At 72.0% G+C, this 11,982-nt stretch carries 12 protein-coding genes; 9 read left to right on the forward strand and 3 right to left on the reverse strand.

Annotated features, from left to right (window positions below; genetic code table 11):
* Positions 1 to 309: 309 nt before the first annotated feature.
* Genes ACQPYE_RS06010 through ACQPYE_RS06030 form a run of 5 tightly spaced genes read left to right on the forward strand, consistent with a single transcriptional unit; the run spans position 310 to position 4,284 of the window.
* Positions 310 to 1,434, forward strand: coding sequence for an acyl-CoA dehydrogenase family protein (locus ACQPYE_RS06010; protein WP_498719811.1), 1,125 nt, complete (start codon positions 310 to 312; stop codon positions 1,432 to 1,434).
* Positions 1,434 to 2,441, forward strand: a complete 1,008-nt coding sequence (locus ACQPYE_RS06015) for a s-methyl-5-thioribose-1-phosphate isomerase (protein ID WP_498719813.1) — start codon at positions 1,434 to 1,436, stop codon at positions 2,439 to 2,441. Before ACQPYE_RS06010 ends, ACQPYE_RS06015 begins: the two co-directional genes overlap by 1 nt.
* Entirely contained in the window at positions 2,434 to 3,099 is a 666-nt protein-coding gene (gene mtnC / locus ACQPYE_RS06020) for an acireductone synthase (RefSeq protein ID WP_498719815.1), read from the forward strand. Before ACQPYE_RS06015 ends, mtnC begins: the two co-directional genes overlap by 8 nt.
* On the forward strand, positions 3,096 to 3,698 hold the full coding sequence (gene mtnB, locus ACQPYE_RS06025) for a methylthioribulose 1-phosphate dehydratase (RefSeq protein WP_498719817.1): 603 nt from the start codon (positions 3,096 to 3,098) through the stop codon (positions 3,696 to 3,698). The genes mtnC and mtnB overlap by 4 nt, the downstream gene beginning before the upstream one ends.
* Positions 3,699 to 3,711: 13 nt before the next feature.
* On the forward strand, positions 3,712 to 4,284 hold the full coding sequence (locus tag ACQPYE_RS06030) for a 1,2-dihydroxy-3-keto-5-methylthiopentene dioxygenase (RefSeq protein WP_498719819.1): 573 nt from the start codon (positions 3,712 to 3,714) through the stop codon (positions 4,282 to 4,284).
* Here the strand turns inward: ACQPYE_RS06030 and ACQPYE_RS06035 are convergent.
* The 3 genes from ACQPYE_RS06035 to ACQPYE_RS06045 all read right to left on the reverse strand — a co-directional run bounded on the left by ACQPYE_RS06035 (position 4,259) and on the right by ACQPYE_RS06045 (position 6,931).
* Positions 4,259 to 4,828 (reverse strand): HD domain-containing protein, encoded by a 570-nt coding sequence (locus ACQPYE_RS06035; protein WP_498719821.1) that lies wholly within the window; start codon positions 4,826 to 4,828, stop codon positions 4,259 to 4,261. The two genes, ACQPYE_RS06030 and ACQPYE_RS06035, sit on opposite strands and share 26 nt — an antisense overlap.
* Positions 4,829 to 4,979: 151 nt before the next feature.
* Positions 4,980 to 6,266, reverse strand: a complete 1,287-nt coding sequence (locus ACQPYE_RS06040; RefSeq protein ID WP_498719823.1) for a HAMP domain-containing sensor histidine kinase — start codon at positions 6,264 to 6,266, stop codon at positions 4,980 to 4,982.
* Positions 6,263 to 6,931: a response regulator gene (locus tag ACQPYE_RS06045; protein ID WP_498719825.1), complete on the reverse strand. Its 669-nt coding sequence runs from the start codon at positions 6,929 to 6,931 to the stop codon at positions 6,263 to 6,265. The genes ACQPYE_RS06040 and ACQPYE_RS06045 overlap by 4 nt, the downstream gene beginning before the upstream one ends.
* A gap of 240 nt (positions 6,932 to 7,171) precedes the next feature.
* Between ACQPYE_RS06045 and ACQPYE_RS06050 the strand changes: the two genes are divergently transcribed.
* From ACQPYE_RS06050 to ACQPYE_RS06065, 4 genes are all read left to right on the forward strand, one after another.
* Complete coding sequence (locus tag ACQPYE_RS06050) at positions 7,172 to 7,891, forward strand: hypothetical protein (protein WP_498719826.1); 720 nt, start codon at positions 7,172 to 7,174, stop codon at positions 7,889 to 7,891.
* A 283-nt stretch (positions 7,892 to 8,174) separates the two neighbouring features.
* Positions 8,175 to 9,962: an aa3-type cytochrome oxidase subunit I gene (ctaD, locus tag ACQPYE_RS06055; RefSeq protein WP_498719828.1), complete on the forward strand. Its 1,788-nt coding sequence runs from the start codon at positions 8,175 to 8,177 to the stop codon at positions 9,960 to 9,962.
* A 90-nt stretch (positions 9,963 to 10,052) separates the two neighbouring features.
* The gene (gene serB / locus ACQPYE_RS06060) at positions 10,053 to 11,279 is read left to right on the forward strand and encodes a phosphoserine phosphatase SerB (RefSeq protein WP_498719830.1); all 1,227 of its coding nucleotides are present in this window, start codon (positions 10,053 to 10,055) and stop codon (positions 11,277 to 11,279) included.
* A gap of 14 nt (positions 11,280 to 11,293) precedes the next feature.
* Positions 11,294 to 11,974, forward strand: coding sequence for a peptidyl-tRNA hydrolase (locus tag ACQPYE_RS06065; protein ID WP_498722847.1), 681 nt, complete (start codon positions 11,294 to 11,296; stop codon positions 11,972 to 11,974).
* The last annotated feature ends 8 nt before the right edge of the window (positions 11,975 to 11,982 follow it).

Genomic DNA, 11,982 nt, shown 5'->3' on the forward strand with positions numbered 1-11,982 from the left:
GCGGGCCCGCATACCGTAGTCGAAGGGGGTGGGCCGCACGTGGTGGTTCAACGCACGCAGGTCGGCAGCCCGGTGCGCAAGCAGTGCGGGACGACTCCCGGATCGCTTCCCGGCGGACTCGGCTGGTGACATGTCCCCGAATAGCGTCCCGGTCAGGCCAGGTCGAATTCAGCGGTCGCCCGGTAACCCCGCGCTTCGGCCTGTGCGTTCCCGATCGGAATCGCGGCCTCCCATGTGGCGGAACGCTCAGTCGCCGGGGCGCGCCGGCGATTAGGCTCGCCTGTCGGGACGCAGACGGTAGGAGGGCGCATGACGAGCACCGATGGTCGGCAGAAGTGGCTGACCGTCGCCGAGGAGCTGGCCGCGGCGTTGCGGGTCGACGCGGCGGAGCGCGACCGGCTCGGTGCGGAGCCGTCGGCCGAGGTCGGCGCGTTGCGGCGGTCCGGGTTGCTCGGGATCGGCGACTGGGCCACGCAGCAGGCCGTGACCAGGGTCGTCGGCGCGGCGGACGCCAACGTCGGCCACCTCCTCGGCTACCACTACCTCCAGGTCTGGCGCAGCGGCCTCTTCGACAACCCGAACTTCCAGGCGGGCGACAACCTCTTCTGGGCCGGGGTCAGCAACCCGCTGGACGCCGCCCTGGAGCTGCGACCGGTCGACGGCGGGTACGAGGTCACGGGTCGCAAGACGTTCGCCACGGGCGCGTCGGTGGCCGACCGGCTGGTGGTCAGCGCCACCGACACCGAGACCGGCGGCAAGATCACCTTCACGCTCGACGCGAAGGCCGACGGCATCACCTACGCCGGCGACTGGGACAACATCGGGCAGCGCCTCACGGCCAGCGGCGGCGTGGCGTTCGACCACGTGCACGTGCCGTCCGACCAGGTCCTCGGCACGCACGACGAGACGAGCCCGCGCCTCTCGCTGGCCGCCCTCGGCTTCCAGCTCGTGCTCGCCCAGCTGTACGTGGCGATGGCGGAAGGCGCGCTGGCGGAAGCCGCCCAGTACACCCGGACGACCACCCGCCCGTGGTTCCTCAGCGGCGTCGACACGGCCACCGCCGACCCCTACGTCCTCGGCACGTACGGCGAGCTGGTCGCCGACGCGCAGGCCGCCGGTTTCCTCGCCGACCACGCCTCGGACCGACTGGACCAGGCTTCCCGGCGCGGCGCCGACCTGACCCGCAACGAGCGCGCCGAGACCGCCGCCGCCATCTCGTCGGCCAAGGTCGTCGCCACGAAGGTCGCCAACCAGACCACCAGCCGGGTGTTCGAGCTGTGCGGCGCGCGCGCCACCGCCGCCGGCTACGCCTTCGACCGGTTCTGGCGCAACGCCCGCACCCTCACCCTGCACGACCCCGTGGCGTACAAGGCCCGCGAGGTCGGCGCGTACCACCTCACCGGCGAGCACGCGCCGTTCACCGGGTACAGCTGATGGAACCGTTGCTCGCGCGCAGCGTGCGCCTCGAAGACGACGGTGTGCACGTGCTGGACCGGCGCACCTTCCCGTTCGAGAAGACGTGGGTGCGCTGCGGCACGGTCGCCGAGGTCGCGAAGGCCATCGAGGACATGGTCACCCAGTCCTCCGGCCCGTACTTCGCCGCGCTGTGGGGCATGGTGCTGGCCGCCCGGGAAGCCCGCGACCTGCCCCGCGACGAGGCCCGCGCCTACCTCGACCAAGCCGGCCGGCTGCTGATCGACACCCGCCGCACCAACAACCACCTGCGCAAGGCCGTGGCCGCCGTGCTGGCGGGCGTCGACGCGAACGACGACCTCGAAGCCGGCGCCCTCGAAGGTGCGAGGGCGGGGGACGAGCGCTACCGCGGTCGCAGCCGCAGCCTCGGCGCGCACACCGCCGAACTGCTGCCGGACGAGGGCGCGGTGCTCACGCACTGCTGGGCCGATCTCTACCTGACCGAGACCGTCACCGCTGCCCAGGCGATGGGCAAACGCTTGCGGTTCATCTGCACGGAGACCCGCCCGTACCTCCAGGGAGCCCGCCTGACCGCGGAGACGCTGGGGGAGATGGGCGTCGACACGACCCTGATCACCGACGGCATGGGCGCGGCCGTCATGTCGACCGGCGACGTGGACGTGCTGCTGACCGCCGCCGACCGCGTCACGATGGACGGGCACGTGGTCAACAAGGTCGGCACGCTCGGCCTCGCCATCGCCGCGCACGCGTTCGACGTGCCGTTCCTGGCCATGGTGCAGGCCCCGGACCGCCTGGCACCCACCTCCGCCGACGTGCCGATCGAGTACCGGCCGGGCGACGACGTGCGGCACACCCTGGGCCGCCGCACGGCCACCGACCGGGCACGGGGCCTGTACCCCGCCTTCGACGTCACCCCGCCGCGGTTCGTCACCAAGGTGGTGACCGACCGCGGTGCGTACGCTCCGGGCGGTCTGGCCGATTACTACGTTGGGGAAGTTCATGACTGAATGGGTCGTGCTGGACATCGAGGGCACGCTCAGCGCCACCGACCAGGTCCTGGTCACGCTGTACGACTACGCCCGGCCGCGCCTCGGGCCGTGGATCGACGCGCACGGTGACGACCCGGCCGTCGCGGAGGCCGTGGCGCAGATCCGCGAGCTGTCCGGTGTGGACGGCGGCACGGACGATCTGGTGCGCGTGCTGCACGGCTGGATGGACGACGACCGGAAGGTCACACCGCTGAAGACGTTGCAGGGCCTGATCTGGCAGCGCGGGTACGCCGAGGGCGACCTGGTGGCCGAGTTCTTCCCGGACGTCGTGCCCGCCCTGCGCGCGTGGCACGCGGAGGGCGCGAAGCTGGCCGTGTTCTCCTCGGGTTCGGTGGCCGGCCAGGTGGCGTTCTTCGCGCACACGACGGACGGCGACCTCACGTCGTTGTTCGAGTTCCACTTCGACACCGTGAACGCGGGCCCGAAGCGCGAGGCCGCGTCGTACCTCACGATCGCCTCCGTGCTCGGGTCCACCGACATCACCTTCTACTCCGACGTCCCGGCCGAGCTGCACGCCGCCGCCGAGGCCGGCTGGCAGACCGTCGGCGTGGCGCGCCCCGGCGAGCCGTACGGCGACGCGGACTTCGGTCCACACCGGACCGTGGACGCCCTGTGACGCCCGGCGAGGCGTTGGCCGCCGAGTGCGCCCGGTACACCGCGATGGGCTGGATGCGCGGCACGTCGGGCAACCTCTCCGTGGTCGTGGACCGCGACCCGCTGCGGCTCGCGGTCACCGTCAGCGGCAAGGACAAGGGCGAGCTCACGCCGGACGACGTGGTGGTCGTCGACGCCGAGGGCCGCACGGACGACCCGGTGCGCGTGCCGTCGGCCGAGGCGGGCCTGCACGGGCGGATCGCGGCGGTGTCCGGCGCGGGCGCGGTGGTCCACGTGCACGCCCTCGCCCCGGTGGTCGCGGCCGAGCACTGGCCGGACGGCGTCGAGCTGCGCGACCTGGAGATGCTCAAGGGCTTCGGCCGCCAGGCGCACGAGTCCGTCGTCATCCCGGTGACGCCGAACAGCCAGGACATGCGGGTGCTGGGCGACGCGTTCGAAGCCGGCTTCCGCGCGGACGTGCCGGCCTTGATCGTGGCCCGCCACGGGGTGTACGTGTGGGGTGACGACCTCTACCAGGCGCGGCACCGGCTGGAGTGCTTGGAGTGGCTGTTGCGCTTCAAGACCGAAACCACCCAGCGCAGGGACTCACCACGAACATGAGGGAGCAGGCGCGATGACGTTGCTGACCGTGTGGTCGGACACCGACCCGGAGACCGCTCTGGTGCGCACCACCGACCCCGCCGAGATCGCGGTGGAGCTGAAGCAGCTGGGCGTCCGGTACGAGCAGTGGCCGGTCGTACCCGGTGTGACCAGGGACAACGCCCTGGAGGTGTACGCCGAGCAGGTCGCCCGCGTCACCGAGACCGAGGGCTACATCCTGGTCGACGCGATGGAGATGGCACCGTCGGACGACCCGGAGTGGCTGGCCTCGGCGGCGCAGGCGCGGGTGAAGTTCCTGGCCGAGCACACCCATGACGACGACGAGGACCGGTTCTTCGCGCGCGGCTCCGGCGTGTTCTACCTGCACGTCAAGGACCGCGTGCACGCGGTGCTGTGCGAGGCGGGCGACCTGCTGAGCGTGCCCGAGAACACCACGCACTGGTTCGACATGGGCACCCGGCCGGACTACGTGTCGATCCGGTTCTTCCACGACGACGACGGCTGGGTCGGCAACTTCACCGGCAGCGAGATCGCCAAGGCGTTCCCGACCTACGACGTGCTCATGGCGGGTCACCGAGCGAGCTGAGCTCGGCCGCGAGGTTGGCCTTGGCGCGGTCCTCCCACCGCTCACGCGCGTGCGGCGTGGCGTAGAGCGGGTCGCGCCCGGCCAACGCGCGCAGGACGTCCGCCCGACCCACCCGCCACGCGTCGTCCGGCACGTGCGCGTACTCGGCGCGCACGGCCGCGCGGTAGCGCTCGTAGGCGGCCGGGTCGGCGCCGAGGACGGCCAGGTCGGCGTCCAGGAGCAGGCACGTCAGCGGGTCGTCCGAGGTGTGGTCCGCGGTGGCCAGCACCAGTCCGGCCACCTCGTCGGCCTCGGGCAGGCCGGCGAGCCGGGCCCGGGCCCACTCGGCGCTGCGCCGCTCGTCCTCGCCAGGCTCGCCGTCGTAGACCACGTCGTGCGCGAGCGCGGCGAGCGTGAGCACGGCGCGTTCGCGTGCCGTGCGGTCGGCGGCCAGCGCGTCCGCGTCACGGACGACGGCCAGCACGTGGTCGGCGTTGTGGTAGCCGCGGTGCGGTTCGGCGTACCGCTCGACGAGGTCCCCGGGCCCGTTCGCGCCGCCCAGCACCCGGACCGCCTCGTGCCACCGAACCTCCAGCCCACGCCCGACCGACTCGCGCCCGACCGACCCATGCCCGACCGACCCATGCCCGACCGACCCATGCCCGACCGACCCACGCCCGACCGACCCACGCCCGACCGACCCACGCCCGACCGACTCAGCCATGGGGCAACCTCACCGTGAAGGCCGCGCCGCCCTCGGGCGCGGGACCGGCCTCGATCGTGCCACCCAACCGGGTCACCAGGCCGTGCACCAGGGCGAGCCCGACACCCGTGCCGACCGGTCGGGAGCGCTCGTACTTCGCGTGCAGCGCCCCCTTCCGGAACGCGACGCGGTAATCCTCCTCGGACAACCCGGGGCCGCCGTCGCGCACCTGGAGCACGTCGTGCAGCGCCAGCACCACCGGCCGACCGGCGGGCGTGAGGCGCAACGCGTTCTCCAGCAGCCCGTCCAGCACCTGCCGCACCCGCCGCGCGTCCGTCGTCCGCACGGTCGGCCCCGACGGCGCCACCAGCCGGAACTCGACGCCCTTCGCCGCGCACCGCGCCCGCCACACCTCGGCGGCGGCCGTGACGACCTCGGTCAGGTCGACCGGCGCGAGGTCGACGCGGAAGTCGTCCGCGCCCAGCCTGGCCAGGTCCAACAGGTCCGTGACCAGCCGGTCGAGCCGGTGCGCCTCCGCGGAGATGGTGCGGCCGACCGACGGCACCTCCGGCCCGGACACCACGCCGTCGGCCAGCGACTCGGCGAACCCGCTCACCGCGGTCAACGGCGTGCGCAGCTCGTGCGAGACCGACAGCAGGAACTCCCGCTGCCTGGCCTCGCTGCGCGCCAGCGCGTCGGCCAGGGCGTTCACCGCGCCGCCGACCTCGGCGACCTCCGCCGGCCCGTGCTCGGGCGCCCGCAGGTCACGCCGACCGCCGCTCATGGTGCGCGCGACCTCCGCCGTCCGCCGCAGCGGGCGCGCGACCAGCCTGCCCAGCAACCACCCGGCCACCGCCGCCACCAGCAACCCGACACCCAGCGCGAACGTGATGTTGCGCAGCAGCTTGCGCCCGGGCCCGTTGCCGATCCCCGCCTCCTGCACCAGCGCGACACCGTCGCGCACCTCGACCAGCCGGGTGCCGGCGGCGCCGGACCTGCCCTTGACCTCGCGCACCGCGCGCACGGCCTGCGGGTCGCCGGTCAACCCGCCGTCCGGCCCGACCAGCACCACGGCGATGCCCTGCCCGCGCAGCACCTCGACCACCCGCAGCCGCCCGGCCCGGCCCACGTCCAGCTGCCCGGCCACCACGTCGGCCTGGTCGGCCAGCGCCTCCCGGCTCACCTCGCGTGCCGCCGTGAGCACCAGCCGGGCCGACACCAACCCCGCCACCACGACCGCCACACCGGCCACGGCCAGGCACAACGCCGTGATCCGGAACGCGAGGCTGGTGCGCGTCACGGCGCCTCGGCCGAGTAGCCGACCCCGCGCACGGTCCTGATCGGGCTGCGGTCGCCGAGCTTCGCCCGCAACTGCGCGACGTGCACGTCCACCGTCCGCGTGCCCGCCACCGCCGCGTAACCCCACACCGCGCTCAACAACCGCTCCCGCGCGAACACCCGCCCGGGGTGCCGCATCAGGTGCGCCAGCAGCTCGAACTCCGTCGACGTCAACGCCACCTCGACCCCACCCGCCCACACCCGCCGCCGGTCGCCGTCCAGCTTCACGTCGCCGACCACGTGCACCGGGCTGACCTGCGGCGTCCCCCGGCGCAGCACGGTGCGCACCCGGGCCACCAGCTCACGCGGGCTGAACGGCTTGGTCACGTAGTCGTCCGCGCCCAGCTCCAGCCCGAGCACCCGGTCCACCTCGTCGTCGCGCGCGGTCACGAACAGCACCGGCGTCCAGTCGCCCGCCGCGCGCAGCGCCCGGCACACCTCGACCCCGTCCATCCCGGGCAGCCCGACGTCCAGCAGCACCGCCACCGGCCGCGACCGCCGCACCGCCGCCAACGCCGCGTGCCCGTCCACCTCCACCTGCACCCCGAAGCCCTCGCGCCGCAGGTAGAGGCAGATCAGGTCCGCGATGGCCCGTTCGTCCTCCACGACCAGCACGAGTCCCTGCACGCCGCGCATCGTGGCATGGGGTCGGCGGTGATCGGGGTAGCGGAGTGTTCGGGTTCGGTAAAGGTCACGTCCGGCGTAGACCGCACCTCCATCCGGGGAGGCGTCACTACCCGCCGTCAACATCACCACCGCATAACGACTCGACGGCAACCTGATTCATCTGAATGGGTTAGCTCGATAGAGGGTGGCCGGTGTAGTTCGATGCCCCCGATCAGCCCTCGACCCAGCGGAGCAGCCGCCATGCGCATCACCACCCGCCGCCTGTTCGGAGCAGCCGCGCTGCTCGCCCTGAGCGCCACCGGCCTGCTGGGCGGCACCGCCTCGGCCACCTCGGAGACCCCGCTGCCCGGCGACGACCGCGCCGTCGTCGGCGAGCGGAAGAACGTCGACATCGGCCAGCCGGGCAACGCCTGCGAGGTCGTCGGCCTGCCCGGCGAGGAGATGACGCTGCCCGCGGGCACCTTCACCGTCGAGGGCGTCGACATCGACATCACCGCCAACCCCGAGGGCTACGTGCTCACCGGCGTCGTGGTGAAGGGCGGCCCGGCCTACAACGTCTACACCGCCGCCGAGCTGGGCGACCTGGCCTGGGAAGACCTGCACCCGCCGCTGAACGCCAGCGGCACCCCCGCCGGCATCAGCCACTGGTTCGTCTGCGCCAAGCAAGACGACACCACCACCACCACCACCACGCCAACCACCACCTCAACCACCCCCGCCACCACCACGTCACCCCTCACCTCAACCACCCCCGCCTCCTCTTCTTCCACCACCTCCTCCACCACCACCGAGTCGATCGCCATCACCCCGACCAACACCTCCACCCCGGCCTCCACCGACGGCGACCTCGCCAACACGGGCTTCAACGGCGGCTGGCTGCTGCTCGTGGGCCTCGCCCTGGTCGCCACCGGCGCCGCCTTCGTCGCCTCCCCGAAACTCCGCCACCTCCTCCGCCGCTAACCCCCCACACCCGCACCGCTCGCGAGGTCGCGTCGACCGTTCGCGTCCTCATTTCCGATGATCACGCTTTTCGATCGTCGGAAATCAGGGCGCGAACGGCCGACTTCCCGGCGACCTCGCCCGCGACGCCGGAGGCGGCGCCATCCAACACTGTGACCTGCGCTACCTCACTTGATCCAGCGGGCAGCCCAGCCGAGCCACCCGGAACAGCGCCGTCTACGATCCGATGAGCCGGCGGCGCCACCCACCGGCGAAGCCAGAACCAGACAGTGCAGGAGGCACCGTGACGGCCGTAGCCCCGCAGCCGATCGCGACGCGGCCCTTCGGGACTCGCGACGCGGTCAAGGGTTCGTTCCTGCTGCGGATGTTCCGCACCACGGACCACAAGCAAATCGGCATCATGTACCTGGTCACGTCGTTCGCCTTCTTCATGGTGGGCGGCGCGATGGCCATGCTGATGCGGACCGAGCTGGCCCGACCGGGCATGCAGTTCCTGTCCCAGGAGCAGTTCAACCAGCTGTTCACCATGCACGGCACGGTGATGCTGCTGCTCTACGCGACGCCCATCGTGTTCGGCTTCGCCAACTTCATCCTGCCGCTGCAGATCGGTTCGCCGGACGTCGCGTTCCCGCGGCTCAACGCCTTCTCGTACTGGCTGTACCTGTTCGGCGGCCTGATCGTGATGGCGGGCTTCCTCACGCCGGGTGGCGCGGCCGACTTCGGCTGGTTCGCCTACACCCCGCTGTCGAACGCCATCCACTCGCCCGGCGTCGGCGCCGACCTGTGGATCTCCGGCCTGGTCGTCGGTGGTCTCGGCACCATCCTCGGCGCGGTCAACATGATCACCACCGTGGTCTGCCTCCGGGCGCCCGGCATGACCATGTTCCGGATGCCGATCTTCACCTGGAACATCCTGGTGACGTCCGTGCTGGTGCTGCTGGCGTTCCCGATCCTGACCGCCGCGCTGCTGGGCCTGCTGGCCGACCGCCACCTCGGCGCGCACGTGTTCGACCCCGCCAACGGCGGCGTGATCCTGTGGCAGCACCTGTTCTGGTTCTTCGGCCACCCCGAGGTCTACATCGTCGCGCTGCCGTTCTTCGGCATCGTGTCGGAGATCTTCCCGGTGTTCAGCCGCAAGCCGATCTTCGGCTACAACGGCCTGGTCTACGCGACGCTGGGCATCGCGGCGCTGTCCGTGGCCGTGTGGGCGCACCACATGTACGCCACCGGCGCGGTGCTGCTGCCGTTCTTCGCGTTCATGACGTTCCTGATCGCGGTGCCGACCGGTATCAAGTTCTTCAACTGGATCGGCACGATGTGGAAGGGGCAGCTGACGTTCGAGACCCCGATGCTGTTCAGCATCGGCTTCATCGTCACCTTCCTCTTCGGCGGTCTGTCCGGCATCCTGCTGGCCGCGCCGGCGATCGACTTCCACGTGTCGGACACGTACTTCGTCGTCGCGCACTTCCATTACGTGCTGTACGGCACGATCGTGTTCGCCACCTTCGCGGGCATCTACTTCTGGTTCCCGAAGATCACCGGCCGGATGATGGACGAGCCGCTGGGCAAGCTCCACTTCTGGACCACGTTCCTCGGCTTCCACGCCACGTTCCTGGTGCAGCACTGGCTGGGCAACGAGGGCATGCCGCGCCGGTACGCGGACTACCTGCCCAGCGACGGCTTCACCACGCTGAACACGATCTCCACGATCGGCGCGTACATCCTGGGCGCGTCCACGCTGCCGTTCATCTGGAACGTCTTCAAGTCCTACCGGTACGGCGAGACCGTGAAGGTGGACGACCCGTGGGGCTTCGGCAACTCGCTGGAGTGGGCGACTTCGTGCCCGCCGCCGCGGCACAACTTCACCGAGCTGCCGCGCATCCGCTCGGCGCGCCCGGCGTTCGAGCTGCACTACCCGCACATGATCGAGCGGTTGCACAGCGAGGCGCACGTGACGTTCACCGGCAAGGCCATCGCCCACGAGGACGCGCCCCAGGCGCCGTCCGAGCTGGCCGCGCAGGCTGTGCAGTCGGGCACAGCTTCGGAGGGAACCGAAGGCGACCACAAGTAGCACTTGTAACCTGAGCGCAGGTTCAACGGCGAGCCCCGACGACCGTTCCCGGTCCTCGGGGCTCGCCGCTGTCTGGCATAGGAGCCATCAGTGACCAAGCCCAGCACCACGCCCGTCCTGATCACGGTCACCGGACCGGACAAGCCGGGGGTTTCCTCCGTGCTCTTCGCGGTGCTGACCAGGCACGGCGTGGAGATCCTCGACGTCGAGCAGGTCGTCATCCGCGGTCGGTTGGTGCTCGGCGTGCTCGTGGCCGCCGATCGCGACCCGGAGGGGTTGCAGGAAGCCGTCGAGCAGGCCATGGCGACGGTGTCCATGCAGGTCGAGGTGGAGATCGGCGCGGACTCGAAGCGGACCGCGCGGCTGGAGTCCAGCCACGTGCTGATCCTGCTCGGCCGCCCGGTCACGGCCCGCGCGTTCACCGAGGTGGCACGCCGGCTGGCGTCGCTCGGCGTGAACATCGACGCGATCCGCGGCGTGGCCGACTACCCCGTCACCGGCCTCGAACTTCGGGTGTCCGTGGCCGACGACACGCCGGAGAGCGACGCGCAGCTGCGGTCGGCGTTGGCCGAGGTGGCGGTGCGCGGCGGGCTGGACATCGCGGTGGAGCGGGCCGGGCTGACCCGGCGGGCCAAGCGGCTGGTGGTGTTCGACGTCGACTCCACGCTCATCCAGGGCGAGGTGATCGAGATGCTGGCCGCGCACGTCGGGGTGGAGCCGCAGGTCAAGGAGATCACCGACGCGGCGATGCGCGGCGAGCTGGACTTCACCGAGTCGCTGCGGCGGCGGGTGGCGCTGCTGGAGGGCCTGGACGAGTCCGTGCTGGACGAGGTCGCCGAGTCGCTGGAGCTGACGCCGGGCGCGCGGACGACGGTGCGGACGTTGAAGCGGCTCGGGTTCCGCTGCGGTGTGGTGTCCGGCGGCTTCACGCGCGTGATCCAGCACCTGGTGGACGACCTGGGCCTGGACTTCTGCGCGGCCAACGAGCTGGAGATCGTGGACGGCAAGCTCACCGGCCGGGTCCTCGGCGAGGTGGTCGACCGGGCGGGCAAGGCGGTGGCGCTGCGGCGGTTCGCCGACCAGCAGGGCATCACGCTGGCGCAGACCGTGGCCGTCGGCGACGGCGCCAACGACATCGACATGCTCGGCGCGGCCGGGCTGGGCATCGCGTTCAACGCCAAGCCCGCGTTGCGCGAGGTGGCGGACACGGCGCTGTCGCACCCGTTCCTGGACGCGGTGCTGTTCGTCCTCGGCGTCACGCGTGCGGAGGTGGAGGCCGCGGACGCGGCGGACGGTCTGGAGCTGAACCGGCTGTGAACCCGATCCTGCGGATGCTGGTGGACCGGCACTGGTCCACCGACGAGGAAGACCCGGCGTCGGTCCGGGCGATGCCGGTGGTGCTGCGGATCGAGCGGTCCGCGCCGCCGTCCCGGACGGACGTGCTGGAGGCCGCGGCCGCCGCCGCCATCGCGGTGTGCCTGGACGACCGGGCGCTGCCGGACGGCGAGTGGCACGACGAGCTGGTGGCGTGGGTGCGCGGCCGGATCCGGAAGGTGTCGCGGCGGGCCAGGGGCGCGCACTGGGAGGCCGTGCAGGCGTTGCCGGGCGTGACGATCACGGTCGGCGGGGCGTCCGTGCGGGCGTTCGTGCCCAGCCGGGTGGTCGACCTGCCCAAGGAGCTGAGCCGGTTGCAGATCTCGGGCAGCGAGCTGCCGCCCGACGAGCCGGGCCCGGTGCCCCCGGGCGCGGTCGAGCTCTGGCTGAACCCGCGCGTCGAGATGACGGCGGGCAAGGCCGCGGCGCAGGTGGGGCACGCGTCGATGCTGCTCGCGCCGCACCTGTCCGACGCCGAGCTGGCGCAGTGGGCCGGGCTGTCCTACCGGTGCGCCGTGCGGACGCCGTCGGCGGCCGAGTGGGACGCGCTGGTGGCGCGGCCGGACGTCGTGCTGGTGCGCGACGCCGGGTACACCGAGGTCGCCCCCGGCACCGCCACGGTGGCCGTCAACGTTTGATCCTCCGC

Source organism: Actinosynnema sp. CA-299493, from assembly GCF_050946825.1.
GTDB lineage: Bacteria > Actinomycetota > Actinomycetes > Mycobacteriales > Pseudonocardiaceae > Actinosynnema.